Origin of the sequence: Agromyces indicus (genome assembly GCF_031432295.1) — a bacterium.
GTDB lineage: Bacteria > Actinomycetota > Actinomycetes > Actinomycetales > Microbacteriaceae > Agromyces > Agromyces indicus.
This window is the reverse complement of record NZ_JAVKGS010000002.1, coordinates 443,901-468,957: the sequence shown is the minus strand read 5'-3', so window position 1 is coordinate 468,957 and position 25,057 is coordinate 443,901. Positions and strand designations below refer to the sequence as shown.

23 protein-coding genes are annotated in these 25,057 nt (G+C 72.4%); 11 read left to right on the top strand and 12 right to left on the bottom strand.

Features of this window, described 5'->3' with window-relative positions:
* Positions 1 to 6: 6 nt before the first annotated feature.
* From RH861_RS08460 to RH861_RS08435, 6 genes are all read right to left on the bottom strand, one after another.
* Positions 7 to 1,458 (bottom strand): sensor histidine kinase, encoded by a 1,452-nt coding sequence (locus RH861_RS08460; RefSeq protein ID WP_310520634.1) that lies wholly within the window; start codon positions 1,456 to 1,458, stop codon positions 7 to 9.
* Positions 1,445 to 2,968 (bottom strand): multicopper oxidase family protein, encoded by a 1,524-nt coding sequence (locus tag RH861_RS08455; protein WP_310520633.1) that lies wholly within the window; start codon positions 2,966 to 2,968, stop codon positions 1,445 to 1,447. The genes RH861_RS08460 and RH861_RS08455 overlap by 14 nt, the downstream gene beginning before the upstream one ends.
* A gap of 63 nt (positions 2,969 to 3,031) precedes the next feature.
* A complete protein-coding gene (locus tag RH861_RS08450; RefSeq protein WP_310520632.1) occupies positions 3,032 to 4,546 on the bottom strand; it encodes an amidohydrolase in 1,515 nt (504 codons plus the stop codon).
* Positions 4,543 to 5,187 (bottom strand): FMN-binding negative transcriptional regulator, encoded by a 645-nt coding sequence (locus RH861_RS08445; protein WP_310520631.1) that lies wholly within the window; start codon positions 5,185 to 5,187, stop codon positions 4,543 to 4,545. Before RH861_RS08445 ends, RH861_RS08450 begins: the two co-directional genes overlap by 4 nt.
* Before the next feature lie 7 nt (positions 5,188 to 5,194).
* Complete coding sequence (locus RH861_RS08440; protein ID WP_310520630.1) at positions 5,195 to 6,199, bottom strand: Fpg/Nei family DNA glycosylase; 1,005 nt, start codon at positions 6,197 to 6,199, stop codon at positions 5,195 to 5,197.
* Positions 6,200 to 6,204: 5 nt separating this feature from the next.
* Complete coding sequence (locus tag RH861_RS08435; protein ID WP_310520629.1) at positions 6,205 to 6,708, bottom strand: ribose-5-phosphate isomerase; 504 nt, start codon at positions 6,706 to 6,708, stop codon at positions 6,205 to 6,207.
* A 123-nt stretch (positions 6,709 to 6,831) separates the two neighbouring features.
* On the opposite strand from RH861_RS08435, the gene pepN (RH861_RS08430) reads away from it, so the two are divergent.
* The 5 genes from pepN (RH861_RS08430) to RH861_RS08410 all read left to right on the top strand — a co-directional run bounded on the left by pepN (RH861_RS08430) (position 6,832) and on the right by RH861_RS08410 (position 15,328).
* Positions 6,832 to 9,384 carry an aminopeptidase N gene (gene pepN, locus RH861_RS08430; RefSeq protein ID WP_310520628.1) on the top strand — a complete coding sequence of 851 codons (2,553 nt, stop codon included), beginning with the start codon at positions 6,832 to 6,834 and terminating at the stop codon, positions 9,382 to 9,384.
* A gap of 3 nt (positions 9,385 to 9,387) precedes the next feature.
* Positions 9,388 to 11,946 carry an aminopeptidase N gene (gene pepN, locus RH861_RS08425; RefSeq protein WP_310520627.1) on the top strand — a complete coding sequence of 853 codons (2,559 nt, stop codon included), beginning with the start codon at positions 9,388 to 9,390 and terminating at the stop codon, positions 11,944 to 11,946.
* A gap of 105 nt (positions 11,947 to 12,051) precedes the next feature.
* The gene (locus tag RH861_RS08420) at positions 12,052 to 13,191 is read left to right on the top strand and encodes a mechanosensitive ion channel family protein (RefSeq protein ID WP_374760965.1); all 1,140 of its coding nucleotides are present in this window, start codon (positions 12,052 to 12,054) and stop codon (positions 13,189 to 13,191) included.
* Complete coding sequence (locus tag RH861_RS08415; RefSeq protein WP_067950416.1) at positions 13,188 to 13,577, top strand: globin; 390 nt, start codon at positions 13,188 to 13,190, stop codon at positions 13,575 to 13,577. The genes RH861_RS08420 and RH861_RS08415 overlap by 4 nt, the downstream gene beginning before the upstream one ends.
* Before the next feature lie 83 nt (positions 13,578 to 13,660).
* Positions 13,661 to 15,328: an FAD-binding dehydrogenase gene (locus tag RH861_RS08410; RefSeq protein ID WP_310520626.1), complete on the top strand. Its 1,668-nt coding sequence runs from the start codon at positions 13,661 to 13,663 to the stop codon at positions 15,326 to 15,328.
* A gap of 38 nt (positions 15,329 to 15,366) precedes the next feature.
* Here RH861_RS08410 and RH861_RS08405 read toward each other — a convergent pair whose 3' ends face one another.
* The gene (locus RH861_RS08405; RefSeq protein WP_310520625.1) at positions 15,367 to 16,053 is read right to left on the bottom strand and encodes a DUF8185 domain-containing protein; all 687 of its coding nucleotides are present in this window, start codon (positions 16,051 to 16,053) and stop codon (positions 15,367 to 15,369) included.
* A gap of 95 nt (positions 16,054 to 16,148) precedes the next feature.
* Between RH861_RS08405 and RH861_RS08400 the strand changes: the two genes are divergently transcribed.
* The 3 genes from RH861_RS08400 to RH861_RS08390 all read left to right on the top strand — a co-directional run bounded on the left by RH861_RS08400 (position 16,149) and on the right by RH861_RS08390 (position 18,172).
* Positions 16,149 to 17,030, top strand: a complete 882-nt coding sequence (locus tag RH861_RS08400) for an acyl-CoA thioesterase (protein ID WP_067950421.1) — start codon at positions 16,149 to 16,151, stop codon at positions 17,028 to 17,030.
* 116 nt (positions 17,031 to 17,146) lie between these two features.
* Positions 17,147 to 17,608, top strand: coding sequence for a QcrA and Rieske domain-containing protein (locus RH861_RS08395; protein WP_310520624.1), 462 nt, complete (start codon positions 17,147 to 17,149; stop codon positions 17,606 to 17,608).
* 6 nt (positions 17,609 to 17,614) lie between these two features.
* Positions 17,615 to 18,172, top strand: coding sequence for a hypothetical protein (locus RH861_RS08390; RefSeq protein WP_310520623.1), 558 nt, complete (start codon positions 17,615 to 17,617; stop codon positions 18,170 to 18,172).
* On the opposite strand, the gene RH861_RS08385 is transcribed toward RH861_RS08390, so the two are convergent.
* The 5 genes from RH861_RS08385 to msrA form a co-directional block, all read right to left on the bottom strand.
* Positions 18,173 to 18,652, bottom strand: coding sequence for an acyl-CoA thioesterase (locus RH861_RS08385; protein WP_248599510.1), 480 nt, complete (start codon positions 18,650 to 18,652; stop codon positions 18,173 to 18,175).
* A 1-nt stretch (position 18,653) separates the two neighbouring features.
* Positions 18,654 to 20,336: an energy-dependent translational throttle protein EttA gene (ettA, locus tag RH861_RS08380; protein WP_067950429.1), complete on the bottom strand. Its 1,683-nt coding sequence runs from the start codon at positions 20,334 to 20,336 to the stop codon at positions 18,654 to 18,656.
* 5 nt (positions 20,337 to 20,341) lie between these two features.
* The gene (locus RH861_RS08375) at positions 20,342 to 20,839 is read right to left on the bottom strand and encodes a DUF6993 domain-containing protein (RefSeq protein WP_310520622.1); all 498 of its coding nucleotides are present in this window, start codon (positions 20,837 to 20,839) and stop codon (positions 20,342 to 20,344) included.
* Between the two features lie 109 nt (positions 20,840 to 20,948).
* Positions 20,949 to 21,542 carry a single-stranded DNA-binding protein gene (locus tag RH861_RS08370; protein ID WP_310520621.1) on the bottom strand — a complete coding sequence of 198 codons (594 nt, stop codon included), beginning with the start codon at positions 21,540 to 21,542 and terminating at the stop codon, positions 20,949 to 20,951.
* Between the two features lie 178 nt (positions 21,543 to 21,720).
* The gene (gene msrA, locus RH861_RS08365; protein ID WP_310520620.1) at positions 21,721 to 22,245 is read right to left on the bottom strand and encodes a peptide-methionine (S)-S-oxide reductase MsrA; all 525 of its coding nucleotides are present in this window, start codon (positions 22,243 to 22,245) and stop codon (positions 21,721 to 21,723) included.
* A 17-nt stretch (positions 22,246 to 22,262) separates the two neighbouring features.
* Here msrA and RH861_RS08360 point away from each other — a divergent pair, with 17 nt between their 5' ends.
* From RH861_RS08360 to RH861_RS08350, 3 genes are read left to right on the top strand one after another with little or no spacing between them, the layout of a single operon-like run.
* Positions 22,263 to 23,270, top strand: coding sequence for an aldo/keto reductase (locus RH861_RS08360; RefSeq protein WP_310520619.1), 1,008 nt, complete (start codon positions 22,263 to 22,265; stop codon positions 23,268 to 23,270).
* Between the two features lies 1 nt (position 23,271).
* Positions 23,272 to 24,294 (top strand): EamA family transporter, encoded by a 1,023-nt coding sequence (locus RH861_RS08355; RefSeq protein WP_310520618.1) that lies wholly within the window; start codon positions 23,272 to 23,274, stop codon positions 24,292 to 24,294.
* A 54-nt stretch (positions 24,295 to 24,348) separates the two neighbouring features.
* Positions 24,349 to 25,047 (top strand): hypothetical protein, encoded by a 699-nt coding sequence (locus RH861_RS08350; RefSeq protein ID WP_310520617.1) that lies wholly within the window; start codon positions 24,349 to 24,351, stop codon positions 25,045 to 25,047.
* Positions 25,048 to 25,057 lie beyond the last annotated feature (10 nt).

Sequence of the window (25,057 nt, the reverse complement as noted above, 5' to 3'; positions counted from 1 at the left end):
CCCACCCTAGCGAGCGGTCGGCGGGATCGGCTCGGTCGCGGTCCGCTCCGGAACGTACGGGAAGTGGGCGCCGATCACGGTGGGTCCGCCCGCGGGACTGTCGATGACGAGCAGCCCGCCGAGTCCGCGCACGCGCTCGTCGAGGCCCGCGAGTCCGTGGCCCGGGACGGCCGCCGCGCCGCCGTGGCCGTTGTCGGTGACCCACAGGTCAAGCCAGAGTCCGCTCGGCCCGGTGTCCCTCGTCGAGAGGCGCAGGCGGACGGCGCTGGCCGACGCGTGCTTGACGGCGTTCGTGAGCAGCTCGGCGGCGATGAAGTACGCGTTGCGTTCGATCGCCGCGGGCAGTGCGGCATCCGTCGCCTGCACCTCGAGCGTCACCGGCACGGGGCTGCGCGCCGCGAGCGACTCGAGCGCACTCGCCAGGCCGCGGTCCTGCAGCAGCGGCGGGGCGAAGCCGCGGGAGAGCGCCCGCAGCTCGTCGAGGGTGTCGCGGGCCTGCTCCCGCGCCTCGCCGAGGAGGGCACGGGCGGCCTCGGGGTCGACGTCGAGCTTGCGTTCGATCGCCGCGAGGTCCATCTGCAGGCGCACGAGCCGCTGCTGCGGGCCGTCGTGGATGTCGCGCTCGAGCCGGCGGAGGGCGGCGTCCTCAGCCTGCACCGCGGCCCCGCGCGACGCCGACAGCTGCGCCACCTGGCGCTCGAGGGCCTCCGAACGCCAGGCGCCGAGCATGCCCCGGTCGACGGCCTCGTGCAGGCGCGTGAGCCCGCCGGTGATGAACGGCAGGGTGAGCAGGAGCACCGCGCCGAGCACGAACTGCCCCACTCCGGCGAGCACGATGGGCTCGACCCCGAGCACCTCGGCCAGGCGTGCGAAGGCGCGGAACACGAGGGAGTCCTGCAGGACGGAACCGGACGTCGTCTGGACGAGCAGGCGATCCCAGATCCACGCGGTGAGTCCGCCGAGCGCGACCGAGACCCACACGACGGTGACGATCCAGCTGAACAGCGACACGATCGGGAACACCACCATGCCGTGCAGGAGGTACAACCAGTAGTGGCCGTCGATGAGCGGTCGCAGGAACGACGCCCACGCCCCCTCGCCCTCCGGTCCGCGCTGCCAGCGCGGTTCGCGCACCGGGGGTCGCCCCGCCCAGCGCAGTCGCATGAGCTCGAACGCACCGAGTCCGCGCGCGGTGTAGAGCGCCGCGAGCACGACGACGACGCCCACCGCGATGACGATGAGGCTCACGCCGGTCGAGAACAGCGTGACGAGCACGGTGAACGCGACGACCGCGATCGGGAAGCCGAGCAGCAGGTAGCCGAGCTCGCGCGGCAGTGCCGCCCAACGTGCCCCGTAGCCGCGGCGGCGCGGCGCGGCATCCGTCGACCGACTCGCCGCCGGCACCTCGGCGGCCGTCTCGGCGGTCGGCGCCGCAACGGTGGGCTCAGTGGTGGTCATGATCGTTCGTCTCCTCGGTCATCGTCGCACGCTGGCCGGGTTCGACGACGGCGAACTGGCCCATCATCCCCTGGTCCTCGTGCCAGAGCAGGTGGCAGTGGTACATGTACGGCGTGTCCGGGTCGGCGAAGTCGTCGAAGCGGAGGATCAGCTCGTACTCGGTCTCCGGCCCCACGTACACGGTGTCCTTCCATCCGGCGAGCTCGGGCGGTGGTGGGGCGCCGTCGACGGATGCCACGCGGAACTGCACGTCGTGGACGTGGAAGCTGTGCGGCATCCCGCTCGGGTTCGAGACGATCCAGCGCTCGGCGGTGCCGACGGTGACGGTCTCGTCGATGCGGTCCGAGCGCATCTGCTCGCCGTTGATCTGGAAGCCATTCAGGTCGAACGTGCGCGTCACGGCGATGTCCGTGTCGATCGGGGGGAGCTCGACGAGCCGCTCCGGGAGCTCCGGGGAGGGGTCGAGCACGTCGGCCGCCCGCAGCTCGAGGACGTCGAACTCGTCGGTCGCGCCGTTCATCCCGGCGACGACGGGCTGCAGCCCCGCCGCGGCCGGGGTCATCACGGACTGCAGCGTGCGACGTTCGCCGGGCGCCATCCGCACCACGACCTCGGCGCGTTCGCCGGGCGACAGCAGCACGCGCTCGAGCGCGACGGATGCCGGGAGCAGCCCGCCGTCGGTCGCGATCAGGTCGATCGGGCTGCCGTCGTCCCACCCGAACGCGTAGCTGCGTGCGGTCGAGGCATTGAGCAGCCGGAGGCGGACGAGCTCGTCCGCGACCTCGGCGTAGGCGCCCCGCACCCCGTTCACGACCAGTTCGTCGCCGAGCCGGCCCGCGAAGCCCTGCGGCGGCGTCTCGCGCCGGCCCTCGTCGGTGAACGCGGCATCCTGGACGATCACGGGCAGGTCGTCGACGCCGTACTCGCGCGGGAGCGGGAGCGCGCCCTCGGCGTCGTCGCGCACGAGGAAGAGGCCCGCGAGCCCACGTGCGACGTGCTCCTCGGTCTCGCCGTGGGGGTGCGGGTGGTACCAGAGCGTCGCGGCCCGCTGGTCGACGGTCCACTCGGGCGACCACGTGTCGCCGGGCGCGATCATCTGGTGCGGCCCGCCGTCCATCTCGGCGGGCAGGTGCATGCCGTGCCAGTGCACGGTGGTCGGCACCTCGAGCCGGTTCCCGACATCGACGCGCACCCGCTCGCCCCGCCCGGCGACCAGGGTCGGCCCGAGGTACGCCCCGTCGAATCCCCAGGTCTCGCTCGCGACGCCGGGCGCGAACTCGGTCGTGCCGGCCTGCGGTTCGAGCGAGAACACGCGCGTGCCGTCGGGCTCCACAGTCGACTCGGCGAGGGGCGGGACGGGCAGCGGCGTGTCGAGGTCGACCTCGCCGATGGTGGCGACCCGGCCCGGCCCGCCGATCGAGCAGGCGGCGAGCGCCACGGCGGTCGTCGCGGCGATCAGGCCGAGTCCGGTTGAGACGAGCACGGCGCGGGGGCGGCGGAGTCCTGGCATACCCCAAGCCAATCGCGGGCGCCTCGGAGGCCCCAGCCGGCGGGCACCCGAACCGATCGGGGGCTATCCCCCGTGGGTGATCCGCCCGCCGAGCATCGTGAGTGCGACAGGCATGCGGCGCAGGTCGTCGACGGATGCCGCGACCGGGTCGAGCTCCACGACGGCGAGGTCGGCGGTCATGCCCTCGCGCACGACGGTGCCGGCGCCGTCCGTCGATGCGGCGAGCGCGACGGACGCCTCGACGGCCTGTTCCGGATGCCAGGGGGCGCGCCCGTCGCGGGTGCGGCCGACGGCGGCCGCGATCGCGACCCACGGGTCGAGGGGCGCCACGGGCGCGTCGGACCCGAGCGCGAGTTCGACGCCGGCGGCGGCGAGGTCGCGGAGCATGAACGCCCGGTCGGTGCGTCCCGCCCAGTAGCGGTCGGCGATGTCGCGGTCGTCCATGGCGTGCTCGGGCTGCACGCTCGCGACGATGCCGAGCCGTGCGAACCGGTCGAGGTCGTCGCGGCGCAGCAGCTGGGCGTGCTCGATGGCGGCGCGGCCGTGCCATCCGTTCGGCTGGACGGCCTCGAGCGCGTCGAGGGCGCGTTCGTTGGCTCGGTCGCCGATGGCGTGGACGGCCGGGTCGAGGCCGATCTCGCGGGCGCGGTGGAGGTGCGGGACGAGTTCGTCGTAGGGCACGTTGGCGACGCCGTAGGGATGCTCGTCGGGGCCGAGTCCCGGGTACGGGTCGAGGCACCAGGCGGTGCGGGTGTTCAGCGAGCCGTCGGTGATGACCTTGTAGCCGCCGACGCGGACGAGCCCGCCGGTGCCGTCGACGACGTCGCCGGTGCGCAGGCCGGCTTCGGCGGCGCGCTCGAGGTGCTGCGTGTAGACGCCGAAGCGGACGCGGAGCGCGCCGAACCCGTTGCCGGCGCGTCGGGCCCAGTCGTCGCGGTTCCAGCGCATCTCGTAGTCGACGATGCCGACGACGCCGCGGGCGGCGGCGGCGCGGGCGGCGTCGGCGACCCAGTGGTCGAGGACGTGGTCGGCGACGTCGTCGAGCTCGCGGACGAGGCGGAAGCAGTCGTCCTCGCGGAGCACTCCGCTGTCGCCGGCGCGGTCGAGGAGGCCGTGCCGGCGGGCCGCGGCGGTGTTGACCCAGCACGAGTGCAGGTCGCCCGAGACGAGCACGACGGGCACGTCGCCGGCGACGCGGTCGAGCAGTCCGACCGACTGCCGGTCGGGCCACAGCCCGTCGCGGTAGCCCATGCCGACGACCTCGGCGGCGCCTCGGGCGACGGATGCCGCGACGAGCTCGGCCGCTTCGGCAGCGGACCCGACGGCGCCGAGGCCGATGCGCCGGGCGGCCATGGCCCACTGCGCCATGTGGACGTGGCGGTCCCACAGGCCGGGGACGAGCACGCGGCCGTCGAGGTCCCGGCGCTCGACGCCGGCGACGTCGGGCAGTCCGCCTGCGGGCGCGATCGCCTGCACGAGGCCGTCGGCGACGTGCACGTCGAGCATCGCGTCCGATCCCGGCACGCGGACGCCGGCGAGGACGAGGGCGGCCGGCGTGGCCGCATCCGCCGCGCTCACGCGCGAGCCGCCCGGAGCGCCTCGTGGGTGCGCCGCATCTCGGCGGCGAGCGCGGGGCTCGCGTACGGCCCGTCGCCCTCGAGTTCGGCGATGATGCGGTCGACGGTCTCGGCGGGTCGGTTCTGGCTCATCTTGTTCTTCGCGACGAAGCGGGTGATCGGGATCCGGAGGCCGACGGTGCCCGCGGCGATCCGTTCGGCGTAGGCGGCGTTCTCGGGCGTGGAGCGCATGCCGCGCGGCTCGGGCATCCGCTGCTCGAAGTGGTCGACGAGCGCGTCGAGCACGCGGAGGTTCTCGTCGGGTTCGAGCAGCTCGGGGGTCCCGTGCAGGTGGGCGGTGATGAAGTTCCACGTCGGCACGGCCGGGTTCGCGTCGTACCAGCCGGGCGAGATGTACCCGTGGGGCCCCTGCACGACGACGAGCACCTCGTGGCGGCCGAGCTCGTGCACCTGCTCGTCGGGGCGTCCGACGTGGGTGAGGAGCACGATGCCCTCGGCGCGTTCGTCGAGGAGGACGGGGTAGTGCGAGGCGACGAGGCCCGCGGCATCCGTCATCGACACGATGGTCGCCCACGGGTGCTCGCGGATGAGGCGCTTCACGCCCTCCTCGCTCGCGAGGGTGAAGCTGGGGTTCTGTCTCATGCGGCTCCTATGCCTGGCAGTTCGGGCACCAGTAGAGCTTGCGGGCGCCCATCTCCTCGAGGGCGATGTTCGTGCCGCACACCCGGCACGGGAGCCCTTCGCGCTTGTACACCCAGTGGCGGTCGTCGCGGTTGGCCATGGCCGCGCGCCACGCCTCGCCCTCGAGGCCGTCCATCGTCATCATCTGCCCGGTCTCGACGCCGATACGGAGGAGCCGCGACCAGTCGCGCCAGAGCTCGCGCACGGTCTCGTCGGGGACGAGGCGGCCCGGGGTGTGCGGGTTCAGCCGGGAGCGGAAGAGCAGTTCGGCGCGGTAGACGTTGCCGATGCCCGACACGACGTTCTGGTCCATGAGGAGGAGCCCGATCGGGGTGGGCTTGCGGCCGACGACGCTCGCGAACCGCTCCTCGGCGTCGGGGCCGTCGTCGAGCAGCGGGTCGGGACCGAGCCGTGCGACGACCTGCTCGACCTGCGCCGGGTCGAGCACCTCGCACGCGGTCGGGCCGCGGAGGTCGGCGACGACGGTCTCGGTGAGCAGGCGCACGCGCACCTGGCCGACGGGGTCGGGCGGGAAGGTCTCGAACCCGTTCTGCTCCTTCTCGGACTCCGACATGCGCAGTCGCGTGCGCCTCGGCGCGCCGATCGAGGTGAGCGAGTTCTCGCCGGCCGAGTCGAGGACCACCGCGTCGGGGTTCGGCGAGTCGAGGAAGGTGCCCTTCTGGTTCGTCTGTCCCATGCGGCCGTTCGACGAGGCGATGGTCGCGTCCATCAGGATGTCGCCCGCGAAGTCCCACGCCCCGTACATGCCGAGGTGCACCCGCAGCCAGCGGTCGCCCTCGAAGCCGAGGAACATCTGCTTGCCCACGGCGCGGGCGTCCGTCATCCGCCGCCCGTCGAGGTCGGCGGCGCCCTCCGCGAAGCGCCCCTGCGGACTCGACGCGTGCACGACGTGGCCGACGAAGTTCCGCTCGAACTGGCGCGTGATGCGGTGGACGGAATGGCCCTCGGGCACGCGCGCTACTCCCCCGCGGCGGGCACGGCCACGCCCTTGCCGGCGATGTCGCCCGTGGTCTCGTACTCGGCAAGCTGCGCGATGCGGCGCACGTGGCGCTCATCGCCCGAGAACGGCTCGGCGATGAACGCGTCGATGTAGCGGATCGCCTCCTCCACCGTGTGCTGCCGGGCGCCGATCGAGATGACGTTGGCGTCGTTGTGCTGCCGCGCGAGGATCGCCGTGTCCATGCTCCACACGAGCGCCGCACGGATGCCGCGCACCTTGTTCGCGGCGATCTGCTCGCCGTTGCCGGAACCGCCGAACACGATGCCGAGCGTCTTCACGCCGGCCGCCTGGTCGTGCGCCACGGCGAGCGCGGCGTTGATGCAGAAGGCCGGGTAGTCGTCGAGCGGGTCGTAGTCGGCGGGGCCGTGGTCGACGACCTCGTGGCCGCCGTTGGTCAGGTGCGCCTGCAGCGTCCGGCTGAACTCGAGGCCGGCGTGGTCGGTCGCGATGTGGATGCGCATGGGGCAAGTCTAGGGAGCGGCGGGCCCCTCCCGGGCGAGGTGAGGCGGGGCTAGGCTGTTCGGGTTGCCCGGGCCCACGAACGCCCGGGGCGACGCATCCGTTCGACGCAGATGGAGAGCCGAGTGCCTGGAGAGAACCTCACCCGCATCGAAGCCGAGGAGCGTGCCGCGCTCGTCACGGTGCACGACTACGACGTCCGGCTGGATGTCACGACGGGCCCGGAGGTGTTCCGGACCGAGACGACGGTGCGCTTCAGCGCGCGCGAGGGCGCGTCGACGTTCATCGACGCCATCACGGCCGCCGTGCACTCGGTGACGCTGAACGGGGAGTCGCTCGACCCCGCCGAGGTGAGCGACGGCGTGCGGATCCAGCTTCCGGACCTGAAGGACGAGAACTCGCTCACCGTCGTCGCCGACGGCCGGTACATGCACACGGGCGAGGGCCTGCACCGCTTCGTCGACCCGGTCGACGACGAGGTGTACCTCTACACCCAGTTCGAGGTGCCCGACTCGCGCCGCATGTTCGCCGTGTTCGAGCAGCCCGACCTGAAGGCGGCGTTCCGGTTCACGGTGACGGCTCCCGCGCACTGGCAGGTCGTGTCGAACTCCCCGACGCCCGAGCCGGTGGCCGCCCACGAGGGCGCGACGACGTGGGCGTTCGAACCCACTCCGCGGATCTCGAGCTACATCACGGCACTCATCGCCGGGCCGTACGACGTCGTGCGCGACGAGCTCACGAGCGCCGACGGCCGGGTGATCCCGCTCGGCGTGTTCGCTCGCAAGAGCCTGTCGGAGTACCTCGACGCGGACTACATCTTCGAGAAGACCAAGCAGGGCTTCGAGTACTTCGAGCGCAAGTTCGGCGTCCCCTACCCGTTCGCGAAGTACGACCAGCTGTTCGTCCCCGAGTACAACGCGGGCGCGATGGAGAACGCGGGGGCGGTGACGTTCACCGAGGTGTACGTGTTCCGCTCGAAGGTGACCGACGCCGTCAAGGAGCGGCGCGTCGTGACGATCCTGCACGAGCTCGCCCACATGTGGTTCGGCGACCTCGTGACCATGAAGTGGTGGAACGACCTCTGGCTGAACGAGTCGTTCGCCGAATGGGCCTCGACGATCGCGACCGCGGAGGCCACCGAGTGGCACGGCGCGTGGACCACGTTCAACGCCATGGAGAAGAGCTGGGCCTACCGCCAGGACCAGCTGCCCTCGACCCACCCGATCGTCGCGGAGATCCGCGACCTCGAGGACGTGCTGGTGAACTTCGACGGCATCACCTACGCCAAGGGCGGCTCGGTGCTGAAGCAGCTCGTCGCGTGGGTCGGCGTCGACGAGTTCTTCGCGGGCGTCTCGGCGTACTTCCGCAAGCACGCGTGGGGCAACACGACTCTCGCCGACCTGCTCGCCGAGCTCGAGGTCTCGAGCGGCCGCGACCTGTCGGGCTGGTCGAAGCTCTGGCTCGAGACGGCCGGCGTCAACACGCTCCGCCCCGAGATCGAGGTCGACGACGAGGGCCGCATCACCTCCTTCGCGGTGCTCCAGTCGGCCGTCGCCGAGTACCCGACGATCCGCCCGCACCGCCTCGCCATCGGCTTCTACAACCTGTCCGAGGGCAAGCTCGTGCGCGACCACCGCGTCGAGCTCGACGTCGACGGGGAGCGCACCGAGGTCGGCGAGCTCGTGGGTCTCCCCCGCCCGCACCTCGTGCTGCTGAACGACGACGACCTCGCGTACGCGAAGATCCGCCTCGACCAGGCGTCGCGCGGCGTGGCGCTCGGCAACCTCTCCGAGATCGACGACCCGCTGGCGCGCGCGCTCGTGTGGGGCTCGGTGTGGGATGCCACGCGCGACGGCGAGACCCGCGCGAGCGACTACCTCGCCCTCGTGCTCGGCAACATCGCGAGCGAGACCGAGTCGACGACCCTGCGCATCGTGCTCGCCAACTCGATCCTCGCCGCGAACGCCTACATCGAGCCCGCCCGCCGGGCCGACGCGCTCCGCCAGCTCGCCGACGGGTTCTGGGAGCTCGCGAGCCAGGCCGAGCCCGGCAGCGACGCTCAGTTCCAGTTCGTGAAGGCGTTCGCGTCGATCGCCGAGCACGGCACGCACCAGGAGGACCTCCTCGCGCTCTACAACGGCGCGCTCTCGCTCGACGGCCTCGCGGTCGACACCGACCTCGGCTGGGAGCTGCTCGTCGCCCTCGCCGCGGCCGGTCGCGCCGACGACGGCGACATCGACGCGCGCCTCGCGACCGACGACACGGCGACCGGCCGCGAGGCGGCCGCGAAGGCCCGTGCCGCGATGCCCACGCCCGAGGCGAAGGAGCGCGCCTGGTCGTCGCTCGTCGACGTGGACACCGCGTCGAACTCGGTCGTCCGCGACACCGCCGCCGGGTTCCTCCGCGCGGCCGACCCGGCGCTGCTCGAGGCGTTCGTGGAGCGGTACTTCGGCATGATCGGGCGCATCTGGGAGGAGCGCAGCTACGCGATCGCCGAGAAGCTCGTCGACGGGCTCTACCCGTCGCCGCTCGCGAACGCCGCGCTGGTCGACGCGAGCCGCGGATGGCTCGACGCGAACCCGGACGCGCCGCCCGCGCTGCGCCGCCTGGTCGTCGAGAGCCTCGCCGGCGTCGAGCGCGCGATCGCCGCGCAGGCGCGCGACGTGCAGGAGGCGTAGTCGATGGGCCGCCCCGACCTGACCCGGGCGGAGGCCGAGGAGCGCGCGGCGCTCCTCGGCTCCCCCGCCTACGACGTGACGCTCGACCTCACCGGCGACGGCCGCTTCCGCTCCGAGACGATCGCGCGGTTCACGGCGACGCCCGGCGCGTCGACGTTCATCGAGTCGACCACGGCCGAACTGCACGAGGTGGTCCTGAACGGGGTGGCCCTCGACCCGGCGACCGTCTCCGACGGGTATCGCATCCGTCTCGAGGGGCTCGCCGCCGAGAACGAGCTCCGCGTCGTGTCGACGCGCGACTACACCAACACGGGCGAGGGGCTGCACCGGTTCGTCGACCCCGTCGACGGCGAGGCGTACCTCTACACGGAGTTCGCGGTCGCCGAGGCGAACCGGGTGTACGCGGTGTTCGACCAGCCCGACCTGAAGGCCGCGGTCCGCTTCACCATCACCGCGCCAGCGCACTGGACGGTGCTGAGCAACGCGCCCTCGCCCGAACCCGCCCCCGGCGCGGCATCCGGCACCGCCACGTGGTCGTTCGAGACCGGACCGGTCATCTCGAGCTACATCGTCGCGATCATCGCCGGACCGTACGCGTCGTGGCGGGCGTCGGCGACGAGCACCGACGGCCGCGAGGTGCCGCTCGGGCTGTTCACGCGCCGGTCGCTCGCGCAGTACGCGGAGCCCGAGGTCATGTTCGAGCTCGTGCGCGACGGACTCGCGTTCTACGAGACCGCCTTCGGCGTGCCGTACCCGTACGGCAAGTACGACCAGATCTTCGTGCCCGAGTACAACTGGGGCGCGATGGAGAACGTCGGGGCGGTGACCTTCAACGAGGGCTACCTCTTCCGCTCGCGCGTCTCCGACGCCAGACGGGAGCAGCGCGCCATCGTCGTGCTCCACGAGCTCAGCCACATGTGGTTCGGCAACTCGGTGACCATGCGGTGGTGGAACGACCTGTGGTTGAACGAGTCGTTCGCGACCTGGGCGTCCACGCTCGCGACGTCCCGCATCACCGAGTTCGCCGACGTGTGGGCGACGTTCGCGACCGACGAGAAGACGCACGCCGCCGAGCAGGACCAGCTGCCGTCGACGCACCCGATCGTCGCCGTCATCGACGACATCGGCGACGTCGAGGTGAACTTCGACGCGATCACCTACGACAAGGGCGCGTCGGTGCTGAAGCAGCTCGTCGCCTGGGTGGGGCTCGACGCGTTCCAGCGCGGCGTCGGCGCCTACCTCGCGAAGCACGCCGGCGGCAACGCGACCCTCGCCGACCTGCTCGCCGAGCTCGAGGCGGCCAGCGGCCGCGACCTCGCCGACTGGTCGTCGCGGTGGCTCGAGACCGCCGGCGTGAACACGCTGCGGCTCGAGGTCGAGACGGATGCCGCGGGCACGATCACCGCCGCGCGCGTGCTGCAGACCGCGGCCGCATCGCACCCGACGCTTCGGCCGCACCGCATCGCGATCGGCGCGTACGACCGCGTCGGCGACCGCCTCGCCCGGGTGCACCGCGTCGAGCTCGACATCGACGGCGCCGCCACCGAGGTGCCCGAGCTCGTCGGGCTCGCCCGGCCCGCGCTCCTGCTCGTGAACGACGACGACCTCACCTATGCGAAGGTCAGGCTCGACGCCCCGTCGTTCGCCACCGCCCGCGACCGCCTCGCCGAGCTCGACGACCCGGTCGCGCGGGCCGTGATCCTCGGGTCGGCGTGGGACGCCGTGCGCGACGCCGAGCAGCCCGCGTCCGACTTCGTGCGCCTGGTCGTCGCGAACGCGGGCCACGAGACGCAGTCCGCCGCGCGCGGGCTCGCTCTCGCCCGGCTCGAGTTCGCCGTGTCGCGCTACCTCGCGGACGAGCACCGCGACGCCCTCGCCGAGGAGGCCGCCGACGCGATCTGGGCACTCGCCGAACTCGCGCCCGCCGGCTCCGACGCGCAGCTGCAGTTCGTCAAGGCGTTCACGCGGCTCACGTGCGTCCCGGCCCACGCCGACGTGCTCGGCGAACTCGCGAGCGGACGCACCCGCCTCGAGGGGCTCGACATCGACCTCGACCTGCATTGGGAGATCACCATCGCCCGCGCCGCGCTCGGTGCGGCATCCGACGACGAGATCGACGAGGCGCTCGCCGCCGACGACACGGCGAAGGGCCGGCAGCTCGCCGAGACCGCGCGCGCCGCGCGACCCGACCAGGCCGTGAAGGATGCCGCGTGGCGCCGGGTCGCGACCGACGCGTCGCTCTCGAACGACGTGGCCCGCGCCATCGCCGACGGCTGGCAGCGCACGATCGACCCGGCGCTGCTCGCCGGCACGGTCGACGACTACCTGGGCATGCTCGAGGGCGTCTGGGCCGAGCGCAGCTTCACGATGGCCTCGCTCATCGTCCGCCGGCTCTTCCCCGCGCCGGTCGTCGACGCCGAGCTCGGGCGCCGCACGCGCGCGTGGCTCGACGCGCACCCGGAGCCGGCGCCGCTGCACCGGCTCGTCGCCGAGCAGCTGTCGGAGCTCGAGCGGGCGCTCGCCGCGCGGGAGCGCGACGCGGCATCCGTCACCCGGGACTGAGCCGGACCGGCAGGGCGCGGTGGGCGCGATCGGACGACGGCGCCCACCGCGCACCCGAACGCCGTGCAGCTTCCGCCGACCCGGCGTCCAATAGACTTCCGGACCATGCTCCGCTTCGAAGAGCCCGCACCCGAGGTCGACATGCCGGCCCAGATCGACGCGTTCTGGGCCAGCGGGTGGGGGGTCATCCTCACCAACGTCATCACGGTCGTGGCGATCGTCGTCATCGCGCTCGTGATCCGCTGGCTGCTGCACTTCGCGATCCGCCGCACGGTCAACCGGATCGTCTCCGGCGTGAAGCGCAAGCAGGACGTCGAGGACACGCAGGCGCTCAACGCGTCGCCGCTGGCCGCCGTACGGCTCGTGCAGCGCACGCGGACGCTCGGGTCGGTCCTCACCAACTTCGTCAACATCACACTGTTCATCGTCGTGGTGCTCGCCGTCGTGCAGGTGCTCGTGCCCGACATCCTCGGCTCGTTCACGCTCCTGTCCGCGGCGATCGGCGCCGGCCTCGGCTTCGGCGCGCAGAACATCGTCAAGGACGCGCTCAACGGCTTCTTCATGGTCATCGAGGATCAGCTGGGCGTCGGCGACATCGTCGACCTCGGGCACGCGACCGGCATCGTCGAGGACGTGCGGATCCGGGTCACCTCCGTGCGCGACGTCAACGGCACGCTCTGGTTCGTGCGCAACGGCGAGATCAACCGCGTGGGCAACATGTCGCAGGGCTGGGCCCGCGTCATCGTCGACCTCGCGGTGCCGTACGAGGCCGACGTCGAGGAGGTCGAGGCCGCCCTGCTGAAGGCCGCGACGGGCATGGCGCAGTCGGGCAAGTGGCGCTCGCGCATCCTCGAGAAGCCGGAGGTGTGGGGTCTGGAGTCGATCTCGGCCGACGCCATGGTCATCCGAGTCGTCATGAAGGCGCGGACCTCGTCGAAGGACGACGTCGCCCGCGAACTGCGCATGCGGCTGAAGGGCGCGCTCGACGACCTCGGCCTCAAGCTGCCGAGCCTGTCGAGCGTGATCCTCACGGGCTTCGACGGCGTCACCCGCGTCAAGGGCGCGAAGCCGCCGAAGACCGCGCCGAGCCCGGTGGTGCCGGCCACCGACCGGCGCGGCCTGCGCACCAAGCGCGCCGTCGACTCGATCACCGGCGCGGGCAGCGTGCCGCCGACGGATGCCGCGCCGGGGGCGAGCCCCGAACCGCCCCCCGGCCCGCAGACCCCTCCGAAGGACACCCCATGACCCTCCCCTCCCCCAGCTTCTACGAGCAGGTCGGCGGACGCCCGACCTTCGAGCGGCTCGTGCACGAGTTCTACCGGGGCGTCGCGGACGATCCCGTGCTGAAGCCGATGTACCCCGAGGAGGACCTCGGTCCCGCCGAGGAGCGGCTCCTGATGTTCCTGGAGCAGTACTGGGGCGGTCCGACGACGTACAGCGAGCAGCGCGGCCACCCGCGGTTGCGCATGCGTCACCTGCCGTTCAAGGTCAACCCCGACGCCCGCGACCGCTGGCTCGCGCACATGCGTGCCGCGGTCGACACGCTCGACCTGCCTCCGGTGGCCGAGGCGACGCTGTGGGACTATCTGCAGCGGGCGGCGTTCGCGATGGTGAACACCTTCGAGGAGTGACGCCGGCGCGCCCGCCGGCGCTCCACGACCCCGTCCGCCCCACCCGCCGCACCCGATCCGCCAGCCGAGACGAAGGAGTCCGCGTGGCCGAGCAGCACCGCACCCGCACCCAGTACGACGCCGTCATCGTGGGAGCGGGCCTGGCCGGCCTGGTCGCCGCCGCCGAGCTCGTCGACGCCGGCCGGCACGTCGTCATCGTCGACCAGGAACCGGAGTCGAACCTCGGCGCGCAGGCCTGGTGGTCGTTCGGCGGGCTGTTCCTCGTCGACTCACCCGAGCAGCGTCGACTCGGGGTGCGCGACTCGCTCGAGCTCGCCCGCGAGGACTGGCTCGGATCCGCCGCCTTCGATCGCCCCGAGGACGAGTGGGGGCGACGGTGGGCCGAGGCGTACCTCGACTTCGCCGCGGGCGAGAAGCGGGCGTGGCTCCGCGAGCGAGGGCTCCGGTTCTTCCCCGTGGTGGGATGGGCCGAGCGCGGCGCCGGCGTCGCGGTCGGGCACGGCAACTCCGTGCCGCGCTTCCACATCACGTGGGGCACGGGACCCGGGGTCGTCGCGCCGTTCGCGGCGAAGGTGCGGGCCGGTGAGGCCGCCGGTCTCGTGACCTTCCGCTTCCGCCATCGGGTCGACGAGCTCCTCGTCGACGGCGGCGCGGTGGTCGGCGTGCGCGGCGCGACGCTCGCGCCGGACGACGGCCCGCGTGGGACCTCGACCAACCGCGACGTCGTGGGCGACTTCGAGTTCCGGGCGCCCGCCGTCGTGGTCGCCTCCGGCGGCATCGGCGGCAACCACGACCTGGTCCGCGCCGCCTGGCCGGAGCGGCTCGGCCGCCCGCCCGCGAACCTGCTGTCGGGCGTGCCCGCGCACGTGGACGGACGCATGCTCGCGATCACCGCGGCATCCGGCGCCCGTCTCGTCAACGGGGATCGGATGTGGCACTACACCGAGGGCATCCAGAACCACGATCCCGTCTGGCCGCGCCACGGCATCCGGATCCTCCCGGGCCCCTCGTCGCTCTGGCTCGACGCCACCGGGCGCCGGCTGCCCCCGCCGTTGTTCCCAGGATTCGACACGCTCGGGACGCTCGGCCACCTCGCGCGCGAGGGCCACGGCCACTCCTGGTTCGTCCTCACGCAGCGGATCATCGAGAAGGAGTTCGCACTGTCCGGCAGCGAGCAGAACCCCGACCTCACGGGCAAGGACCTGCGCCTCCTCGCCGAGCGGCTCGGGCCCGGCGCCCCCGGCCCGGTCGAGCGGTTCAAGGAGCGCGGCGCCGACTTCGTCGTGGCCGACTCGCTCGCCGAACTGCTCGACGGCATGCGCCGGCTCGACCCGGACGGGCTGCTCGACCCCGCACGCGTCGAGCAGGAGGTCGTCGCGCGCGACCGCGAGGTCGATCACGAGTTCTCGAAGGACCTCCAGCTCACCGCCGTGCGCGGAGCGCGCCGGTACCGGGGCGACCGGCTCGTCCGCGTGGCCGCGCCGCACCCGATCCTCGACCCGGCCGCGGGACCGCTCATCGCCGTGAAGCTGCACATCCTCACCCGCAAGAGCCTCGGCGGCATCCAGACGGACCTGTCCTCGCGTGCGCTCGGCGCCGACGGCGTCCCCGTGCCCGGCCTCTACGCCGCGGGCGAGGCCGCCGGGTTCGGCGGCGGCGGCATGCACGGCTACCGGGCGCTCGAGGGCACGTTCCTCGGCGGCTGCCTGTTCACCGGACGCGCGGCCGGACGCGCGATCGCCGCAGGCTGACCGTCACGGCCACCCGGCGACGGGCGCGGGCGCCCGGCCTAGGCCTTGAGCGTCCACGCCTTCCGCCGGACGAGGACGTGACCGCGTCGCGAGCTGAGCCGGGTCCAGGGTCCGGTCTCGAACACCGAGATCGGGTCGTCGCCCAGGAACCCGAGGCTGAATGCCGCGAACGCCGCGCCGGCCGGCACGTACTCCAGCCCCTCGATGCCGCGACCCCACACCTCGGAGCGGACGCGCTGCACGAGCTGCTCGCCGGTGCCCTCGGGGATCGCCTTGGCGATCTCGTCGATGCCCGCACGGGCGGCGCGCTCGAGGGTCGCGGCATCCGTTTCGCCCAGTGGGCGCCAGCCGCCCCGAGGCGGCGAGATGCCCGCCCACGTGACCGTGTTCACCTCGGGCGGCCGCGTCATGGTCACCGGTCGCGGATCGCCGCCGTCGTCGTCGCCGAGCTCGCCGCGCGCGCGCACGATGCGGTCGACGACCGACCGCATCGGCACCACGATGTCGAAGTCGTCGGTCTCGAAGAGCTGGAAGGTGCGCAGGCCCAGGACCGTCGGGCTCTCGTCGAGGATGCCGCGCGGATAGAGGATTGCCGTGTAGACGGCGAGGATGTCGTTGCCCGCGACCAGGCGCACCGCACCGTCCTCGACCCGCGACGCTCGCTGCAGGTAGGTGTGGAGGTCGCCGAGCGACAGGCTGTCGGCGAGCGTGAGTTGCTGGACCATGGCCTGTCTAGACTACCGAGAGAGCGCCGCGGCCCCCGCCGCCGGGCGCCCGCCGGCGGGCGGTTCGGCGGCCGACCGACCCACACGGAGGAACGATGAACGGTCCCATCGACGGCCTGCTGAGCACGCTGCGCCTCACCGACACGGGCGCGCGCACCCACGAGGACATCTTCACGGGCCCCTCGCAGTGGATGCCGCTCGGGCGGGTCTTCGGCGGCCAGGTGCTCGCGCAGTCGATCACGGCGGCGACCCACACCGTGCCCGACGACCGGTCGATCCACTCCATGCACGGGTACTTCCTGCGCCCGGGCGACGTGCAGCACCCGATCACGTTCGCGGTCGATCGCATCCACGACGGTCGCTCGTTCTCGACGCGCCGCACGCAGGCCTTCCAGCACGGCGAGCCGATCCTCTCGCTCATCGCCTCCTTCCAGACGCACGACGACGGCCTCGAGCACCAGATGGAGATGCCCGACGACCTCCCCGATCCCGACGGGCTCCCCTCGACGGCCGACGTGCTCGGCCACCTCGAGCACGACGTGGCGCGCTACTGGTCGAGCGAGCGCGCCTTCGACGTCCGGCACATCCCCTCGCCCGTGTACCTGAAGGTCGACGGCGAGCGGATGCCGCGGCAGGCTGTCTGGATGAAGGCCTTCGGCCGGCTGCCCGATGACCCCCGCCAGCATCGCGCCGCCCTCGCCTACGCGAGCGACTACTCCATCCTCGAGCCCGTGCTGCGCGCCCACGGCATCGCCTGGGCGACGCCCGGACTCAAGGTGGCGAGCCTCGACCACGCGATGTGGTGGCATCGCGACGCGCGGGTCGACGACTGGCTGCTGTACACGATGGAGTCACCGTCCGCGAGCGGCGGGCGAGGGCTGTCCCTGGGTCGGATCTACACGCGCGACGGCGTGCTGGTCGCGAGCGTCGCACAGGAGGGCATGGTCCGCGTCCCGGACCCCGCCGCGTTCGACTGACCCCCGACCCGCAGCCGGTTTGCTGGGCGAACGCCGGGTGATCCGGCCACGCGGCGGCCGGGTGTCGCAGAATGGCACCACCGCCGCGATCGCGGCCGACCGAGGGAGGCACCGGAATGGACGACGCTCGTGAACTCTCCCGCCGCACCGCCATCGCGCTCGGCGGCACCGGCGCCATCGGCGGGGCGTTGATCCTCGCCGGGTGCGCGGCCGCCGACGACGGGGCGAGCGGCGACTCCGGCGGCGGTGCGACGACCGCGCCCTCGACCGGGGCAGCGGATGCCGCGGGCGAGGAGGTCGCGGCCCTCGCCGACATCCCGGTCGGCGGCAGCATCGACGCCACGATCGGCGGCGAGCCGGTCCTGCTCGCCCAACCGACCGCCGGCGAGGTCGTGGCCTACAGCGCGATCTGCACCCACCAGGGCTGCGTGGTCGCTGCGGCGGGCTCGAAGTTCGAATGCCCGTGCCACGGGTCCATCTTCGACGCCGCGACGGGCGACGTGGAGGTCGGCCCGGCGCTCGAGCCCCTCGAATCCGTCGCCGTGACGGTCGAGGGCGATCGCGTCATCGCAGGCTGAGCGCCCATGATCGACTACCAGGTCGCCGGCCTGCCGCTGCACGTGCTCGTGGTGCATGCGGTCGTGGTGGGGGTGCCGCTGCTCGCGACGACGCTCGTGGTCCTCGCCGCCTGGCCGGCCGCCCGGCGCGTGCTGTGGCTGCCGACGCTGATCGGCGGGCTGGTCCTCCTGGGCGTCACGTTCCTCGCGGTCGAGGCGGGGAAGTGGCTCGAGGAGCGCGTGCCGCCGGCGCCGCTGATCGAGGCGCACACGGCCCAGGGCGAGGACATGATCCCGTGGACGATCGCGCTCGTCGTCGTCGCCGCGCTCATCGCCGCACTCTCGATCGTGGAGCACCGGCAGCGCCGCGCCGGGTCCGACCCCGGCCCCGATGTCGCGGCGACGCGGAGCCCGGCCGCGGCGGAGGGGCGTCGCTCTCCCGCGCGCGTGGCGATCGCGGTGCTCCTTGTGGTGGCCGCGGTGGGCGTCGGCGCCGGGGCGACGTGGACCGTCATCCGCATCGGCGAGTCCGGCAGCCGGGCGGTCTGGGAGGGTTCGTTCAGCGAGGAGCCCCTCGGGCGCTGATCAGCGTCGGCGGAACTCGATCGGCTCGCCGAGGTACGGCTCCCACGCCTCGCGCTCGGCGTCCGTCATCCGGCGCGGACGCTCGGTGGCCGCGTCGACGAGGACGATGGTCGTGACCGCGCGCGTGTACAGCGTGCGCGGCTCGACGCCGGCCGGCGAGTGCACCTCGTAGCAGACGTCGAGGCTCGCGCCGCCCATGTGGCCGATCCACAGCTCGATGTCGAGCGGCAGCCGCTGGTACGGGATCGGCGCGAGGTACTCGACCTCCTGCCGCGCGATGAGCGTGATCGTCGCCGACCCCGGGGTCGCGTCGAGCACGGCGGTGGAGGCGCCCACAGCGTGCTCCGCCGTGCCGTCCTCGTTCACCCAGAACGCCTGGATGCGAGCCTCCTCGAGGAGGCTCAGCATCCTGGCGTTGTTGACGTGCCCGTACGCGTCGAGGTCGCTCCACCGCAGCGGAGTCGGCACGTGCAGGCGCACGTCAGTCCCTCGTGAGCTTGCGGTACGTGGAGCGGTGCGGCTTCGCGGCCTCGGGCCCGAGGCGCTCGACCTTGTTCGCCTCGTACGCCTCGAAGTTGCCCTCGAACCAGTACCAGTTCGCCGGGTCCTCGTCGGTGCCCTCGTAGGCGAGGATGTGCGTCGCGATGCGGTCGAGGAACCACCGGTCGTGCGTGATGACCACGGCGCAGCCCGGGAACTCGAGGAGCGCGTTCTCGAGGCTCGAGAGCGTCTCGACGTCGAGGTCGTTCGTGGGCTCGTCGAGCAGCAGCAGGTTGCCGCCCTGCTTCAGCGTCAGCGCGAGGTTCAGCCGGTTGCGCTCACCGCCCGAGAGGACGCCCGCGCGCTTCTGCTGGTCGGGTCCCTTGAACCCGAACGTCGACACGTACGCGCGGCTCGGGACCTCCGTCTTGCCGACCTGGATGTAGTCGAGCCCGTCGGAGACGACCTCCCACAGGGTCTTGTTCGGGTCGATCCCGCCACGCGACTGGTCGACGTAGGAGATCTGCACGGTCTCGCCGATCTTCAGGTCGCCGCCGTCGAGCGGCTCGAGACCCACGATCGTCTTGAAGAGCGTGGTCTTGCCGACGCCGTTCGGGCCGATGATGCCGACGATGCCGTTGCGCGGAAGGGAGAAGCTGAGCCCGTCGATGAGCATGCGGTCGCCGAAGCCCTTCTGGAGCTTCTTGGCCTCGAGGACCACGTCGCCGAGGCGCGGGCCCGGCGGGATCTGGATCTCCTCGAAGTCGAGCTTGCGCGTGCGCTCGGCCTCGGCCGCCATCTCCTCGTATCGCGCGAGACGGGCCTTCGACTTGGCCTGGCGGCCCTTCGCGTTCGAGCGGACCCACTCGAGCTCCTCCTTGAGGCGCTTCTGCAGCTTCTGGTCCTTCTTGCCCTGCACCTGCAGGCGCTCGGCCTTCTTCTCGAGGTAGGTCGAGTAGTTGCCCTCGTACGGGTACAGGCGACCGCGGTCGACCTCGCAGATCCACTCCGCGACGTGGTCGAGGAAGTACCGGTCGTGGGTCACGGCGAGCACGGCACCGGGGTACTTGGCGAGGTGCTGCTCGAGCCAGAGCACGCTCTCGGCGTCGAGGTGGTTGGTGGGCTCGTCGAGCAGCAGCAGGTCGGGCTTCTGCAGCAGGAGCTTGCACAGCGCCACGCGGCGCTTCTCGCCGCCCGAGAGCACCGAGACGGGGGTGTCGCTCGGCGGGCATCGGAGTGCGTCCATCGCCTGCTCGAGCTGGGAGTCGAGGTCCCAGGCGTCGGCCGCGTCGATCTGCTCCTGCAGGGTGCCCATCTCGGCGAGCAGGGTGTCGAAGTCGGCGTCGGGGTTGGCCATCTCGGCCGAGATCTCGTTGAAGCGGTCGAGCTTCGCCTTGATCGGCCCGACGCCCTCCTGCACGTTCTCGAGCACGGTCTTCGACTCGTCGAGCTCCGGCTCCTGCATGAGGATGCCGACCGAGTAGCCGGGCGTGAGCCGCGCCTCGCCGTTCGAGGGCTGGTCGATGCCCGCCATGATCTTGAGGATCGTGGACTTGCCCGCGCCGTTCGGACCGACGACGCCGATCTTCGCGCCGGGGAGGAACGCCATCGTGACGTCGTCGAGAATGAGCTTGTCGCCGACCGCCTTGCGGGCGCGCACCATCGAGTAAATGTAATCCGCCATGTCGCCTACCAGTCTATGGGGCGAGTGTCGCCGATCAGGCAGCCGCCGGTACCGAGCGCCGGCCGGACGGCGCTCTGGTAGCCGCCCGACTTCGGACCGTACTGCCCGATCAGGCAGTCGGGACCGAATCCGACGGCGAACTGGATCGAGTCGGCCGGTTCGCCGAGCGTGGTGGTGTCGTCGGTGACCTGCATCGCGGCGCGGTCGAACCCGGCCGCCACGAGCGCGTCGATGAAGGCGCGACCGCCGGCGCCGGGGTCGGCCGAGATCACCGCCCGGTTCACGGTGTCGAAGAACGTGAGGTTCTCCGCCGCCGACAACTCCGGCCGCAGCACGAGGTCGACGTTCTCGGGCGGCGCGATGGTGCTCGGCACCGGGCGCGGCGTCCGGGTGGGCTCGGCGGTGACGACCGCGGCCGGTTCGGACGCCGTGCACCCGGTCAGGCCGAACGCCGCCGCGCAGACGAGTCCGACGATGACCGCACCCGTCTTCCGCCGACCCATCGCACCCCTCGTCCGCCCGCCTCGATCGCAGAGCCGAGTCTATGTCGGTGGTTCGGAGATCGGCTGAAGGGTCGCACGTCGGCGCGGCCGAGCGGCTGGGCCGGCCGGATCAGCCGGCCGCGCCCACCGCCGCGGTCTCCGGCTCCTCGAGGGCGCCGTCCTCGGCGGCGTCGTCAGCGACGGTCGCCGTCGGCCGACCCTCGACGTCCGGCTCGGATCGGTGGACGACCCGGTCTCCGTTGCTGTCGGGCCAGCCCGGAGTCGCCCCCGGACGAGCCCACGCATCGGCGGGCGTCGACGGCGACGTCTCCTGGACTTCCGGCGATGCGGCCTCCGCGGACCGTCCGGCCGCCGTCCGAGTCACCGTCGTGCGTCCCCACGACAGGTCGTGCCCGATGGATTCCGCATCGATCTCGACCGCGGTGCCGGTCTTCTCGCCCGTCTCCCAGGGCCGCACGCGCAGCCGGCCGTGGACGATCACGCGGTCGCCCTTCGAGACCGAGGCGGCGGCGTTGACGGCGAGCTGGCGGAACGCGCCCACCGAGTACCAGTTGGTCTCGCCGTCGGCCCATTCGCCCTTGGCCCGGTCGAAGTACCGGCGGGTGGAGGCCAGCCGGAAGTTGGTGATCGCCAGTCCGGCGTCGGTGACGTGGTGTCGCGGATCGTTCCCCACGAACCCGGTCACGGTGACGAGGTCGGTCATGTCGGTGCTCCTTGCGGTCGACGCCGCCGCGGATCGGCGGCTCGCGGCATCCGGGGCCCTCGTGCCGGAACGACCCCGGATGCCGCTGACCACAGCGTGCCGCGCGCGGCGCGGCATCCGTCGGCCGTGGTGGCGAAGGGTGCAGATCCGGCGCGGGTACGCGGCTGGGGAGGAGCGGTCAGGCGACGATGTAGTCGGCGTACGAACGCCGAATCTTGTTCACCTTCGGCAGCGCGACGGCCAGGCAGTAGCCCTGCCCGGGGTTCTTGGCGAAGAAGTCCTGGTGGTACTCCTCCGCGCGGAAGAACTTGCCGAGCGGCTCGATCGTGGTCACGAGGTCACCGGGCCACCAGTCGGCGGCGCGGTCGCGCGCCTCCTCGAACAGGGCGCGCTGCTCATCGTCCTCGAAGAACATCGCGGAGCGGTACTGCGTGCCGACATCCGCACCCTGCCGGTTCAGCTGCGTCGGGTCGTGCAGGGTGAAGAACACGTCGAGGATCACCTCGCGCGGGATGACGTCGGGGTCGAACTCGACGCGCACGGCCTCGGCGTGTCCCGTGGCGCCCGTGCAGACCAGTTCGTACGAGGGGTTCGGCAGGGAACCGCCGGTGTACCCGGAGACGACGTCGTCCACGCCGCGAAGCGTGCGGTACACGGCATCGAGGCACCAGAAGCAGCCGCCGGCCAGAACGAAGCTTTCCATCGCCATAGGCTAACCGCATGACCTTCGTCGCCGCCGCGGACCGCTACGACCGCATGACCTACAACCGGATCGGCCGCAGTGGGCTGAAGCTCCCCGCCCTGTCGCTCGGCCTCTGGCACAACTTCGGCCACGACCGTCCGCTCGACACCCAGCGGGCCATCGTGCGGCGGGCGTTCGACCTCGGCATCACCCACTTCGACCTGGCGAACAACTACGGGCCGCCCGCCGGCAGCGCCGAGGAGAACTTCGGCCGACTGCTCGCCACCGACCTCAAGCCCTACCGCGATGAGCTCATCGTCTCGTCGAAGGCCGGTTACCTCATGTGGGACGGCCCCTACGGCGAGTGGGGGTCCCGCAAGTACCTGCTGGCCTCGCTCGACCAGAGCCTCGACCGGCTCGGCCTCGACTACGTCGACGTCTTCTACTCGCACCGGCCCGACCCCGAGACGCCGATCGAGGAGACCATGGGCGCCCTCGCGCACGCGGTGCGACAGGGCAAGGCCCTCTACGCCGGCATCTCGAACTACTCCCCCGAGCAGACCCGCGCCGCGGCCGCGGCGCTCGCCGCCGAGGGCGTGCCGCTCACGATCCACCAGCCCCGCTACTCGATGTTCGACCGCACCATCGAGGACGGGCTGTTCCCCGCGCTCGACGAGGTCGGCGCCTCGGCGATCGTCTTCTCGCCGCTCGCGCAGGGCCTGCTCACCGACCGCTACCTCGGCGGCGACGTCCCCGCGGGTTCTCGGGCGGCCACGAGCCACTTCCTGCCGGCCGAGCGCATCAGCGAGGACTACCTCGCACGGGCGAGGGCCCTGAACGAGGTCGCCGCCGCACGGGGCCAGTCGCTCGCGCAGCTGGCGCTCTCGTGGGTGCTGCGCGTGCCGCAGGTGGCCAGCGCGCTCATCGGCGCCTCGAGCGTCGCCCAGCTCAAGCAGAACGTGGCGGCGCTCGACGCCGCGCCGCTCACCGACGAGGAGATCGCGGCGATCGAGCCGCACGCCGCGCACGGCACCGTGCTCGGCTGAGATGGGCTACGTCTACGCGCTGTCGGCGGCACTGCTGTTCGGCCTGAACGGCAGCGTCACGCGAGTGACCGTCGACGCCGGGATCGACCCGGCGCAGCTCACGTTCATCCGCGTGCTGTCGGTTTGCCTCATCGCCGGCGGGTGGCTCGCGCTCACCGATCGCGGCGCGTTCCGGATCACGCGCCGGCAGGTCGCGGTCATGGCCGTACTGGGCGTGGCCGGTGTCGCGCTCCTGCAGTGGACGTACGCGATGGCGATCAAGCTGCTCCCGGTGGGCATCGCGCTGCTCCTCGAGTACCTCGCGGTGCTCGCGGTCGCGGTCATCGCCCGCGTCTTCTTCGGCGAACGCGTGAAGGGGCGGCTCTGGGTGGCGATCGCGCTCGTCCTCGCGGGCCTCGCGCTCGTCGCGCGGCCCGGCGGCGCGGACCTCGACCCGGTCGGCGTGCTGTTCGGCCTCGCCGCGGCCGCGACGCTCACGGTGTACTTCCTCGTCGGCGAGCGGCAGGTGGCCGCAACCTCGCCGATGGCGGTCGCCTTCTGGTCGATGGGCTTCGCGACCCTGTTCTGGGCGATGTTCAGCGGGTGGTGGCGGCTCGATCCGGCGCTCCTCGCCGCGACGACCTCGCTCGACGGCGCGCTCGAGGCGGTGTCGGTGCCGTTGTGGCTCGTGGTCGCGTGGAACGCGGTCCTCGGCTCGTTCGCCCCGTTCCTGCTGTCGTTCCTCGCCCTGCGGCGGCTCAGCGCGACCGCGGTGGGCATCGTCGCGTCATCCGAGGTGGTGTTCGCCTTCGCGTTCGCCTGGATGTGGCTCGGGCAGGCGCTCGACCCGTTCCAGCTCGCCGGTGCGAGCGTCGTCCTGGTCGCCATCATCCTCGCGCAGACGGCGCGACCGGATGCCGCGATGGACGCCGACCTCGCGAGCCAACGCCTCGCGGCGTCGATGCCGGACGACGAGTCGGAAACCGGCGCAGCGGCGCACGCAGCCGGCGCACGAGGCGCCGGCTCCCCCTCCGACGCGCGGTGAGGCACGCCGCCCAGCCTGCCGCCCGTGGAGTACCGCCGGGGCTAGCCTGCGCTCATGCAGTGGTGGAATGACTTCGTCGCCTGGCTCCTCTCGGACGCCGCCCGTCCGTGGCTGTTCACGGCCGCGGTGCTCTTCGCCTCGGTCGTCGCGGCCGGTCTCCTGTCGGCCTGGATCGCCCGGCGCGCCGTTCGCGGACTCGTGCGCCAGCGCGACCGGGAACTGCGCAACGCCGCGGTCGCCGCCCTCATCGACGCCGCCACCGAGGCCTCGGTCTGGAACTCGCTGACCCCGCAGGAGCAGGTGCTCTCGGACCGGGCAGTCGGGCAGGCCGACATCCAGGTGCGCCTGCTGCCCATCCGCGGCGCCGACGTGGCCGCCGACTGGGCCTCCCACCAGCTGCACGAACTCAAGCGCGCCTCGGCGACGTTCGGATACCAGCTCGACCCGGCCGTGGTCGAGTTCCGGGAACGCCTCCTCGAATGGCAGCGGCACCCCTCGCGCACCCGCCGCGACTTCCGCAACGACCTGGAGCGCTGGCGAGCCCAGCGGAACGACCCCGCCCAGGCGGTCATCGCCGAGCAGGACTCCTGGGTCGCCGAGCAGCACCACGAGCGCTACGTGCCGTCGCCGCTCATCGACCAGCCGATCGCACCCGCGGCCTACGACGACGCCGCGGATGCCGACACCGGCCCCGCACCGCTCGCCTCGACCGCGAGCGAAGCGAGCGTCGAGGAGTCGGACGCCCGCCGCTGACGGACGGGCT

Excerpts from the sequence above, each read along its gene's own strand:
- RH861_RS08455 (WP_310520633.1), bottom strand. The coding sequence starts at position 2,968 with ATGCCAGGACTCCGCCGCCCCCGCGCCGTGCTCGTCTCAACCGGACTC.
- ettA (WP_067950429.1), bottom strand. The coding sequence starts at position 20,336 with ATGGCGGATTACATTTACTCGATGGTGCGCGCCCGCAAGGCGGTCGGC.
- RH861_RS08460 (WP_310520634.1), bottom strand. The coding sequence starts at position 1,458 with ATGACCACCACTGAGCCCACCGTTGCGGCGCCGACCGCCGAGACGGCC.
- RH861_RS08355 (WP_310520618.1), top strand. The coding sequence starts at position 23,272 with ATGGGCTACGTCTACGCGCTGTCGGCGGCACTGCTGTTCGGCCTGAAC.
- RH861_RS08435 (WP_310520629.1), bottom strand. The coding sequence starts at position 6,708 with ATGCGCATCCACATCGCGACCGACCACGCCGGCCTCGAGTTCAGCCGG.
- RH861_RS08415 (WP_067950416.1), top strand. The coding sequence starts at position 13,188 with ATGACCCTCCCCTCCCCCAGCTTCTACGAGCAGGTCGGCGGACGCCCG.
- RH861_RS08405 (WP_310520625.1), bottom strand. The coding sequence starts at position 16,053 with ATGGTCCAGCAACTCACGCTCGCCGACAGCCTGTCGCTCGGCGACCTC.
- RH861_RS08420 (WP_374760965.1), top strand. The coding sequence starts at position 12,052 with ATGCTCCGCTTCGAAGAGCCCGCACCCGAGGTCGACATGCCGGCCCAG.
- msrA (WP_310520620.1), bottom strand. The coding sequence starts at position 22,245 with ATGGAAAGCTTCGTTCTGGCCGGCGGCTGCTTCTGGTGCCTCGATGCC.
- pepN (WP_310520627.1), top strand. The coding sequence starts at position 9,388 with ATGGGCCGCCCCGACCTGACCCGGGCGGAGGCCGAGGAGCGCGCGGCG.
- RH861_RS08370 (WP_310520621.1), bottom strand. The coding sequence starts at position 21,542 with ATGACCGACCTCGTCACCGTGACCGGGTTCGTGGGGAACGATCCGCGA.
- RH861_RS08400 (WP_067950421.1), top strand. The coding sequence starts at position 16,149 with ATGAACGGTCCCATCGACGGCCTGCTGAGCACGCTGCGCCTCACCGAC.
- RH861_RS08375 (WP_310520622.1), bottom strand. The coding sequence starts at position 20,839 with ATGGGTCGGCGGAAGACGGGTGCGGTCATCGTCGGACTCGTCTGCGCG.
- RH861_RS08390 (WP_310520623.1), top strand. The coding sequence starts at position 17,615 with ATGATCGACTACCAGGTCGCCGGCCTGCCGCTGCACGTGCTCGTGGTG.
- RH861_RS08445 (WP_310520631.1), bottom strand. The coding sequence starts at position 5,187 with ATGAGACAGAACCCCAGCTTCACCCTCGCGAGCGAGGAGGGCGTGAAG.
- RH861_RS08350 (WP_310520617.1), top strand. The coding sequence starts at position 24,349 with ATGCAGTGGTGGAATGACTTCGTCGCCTGGCTCCTCTCGGACGCCGCC.
- RH861_RS08360 (WP_310520619.1), top strand. The coding sequence starts at position 22,263 with ATGACCTTCGTCGCCGCCGCGGACCGCTACGACCGCATGACCTACAAC.
- RH861_RS08395 (WP_310520624.1), top strand. The coding sequence starts at position 17,147 with ATGGACGACGCTCGTGAACTCTCCCGCCGCACCGCCATCGCGCTCGGC.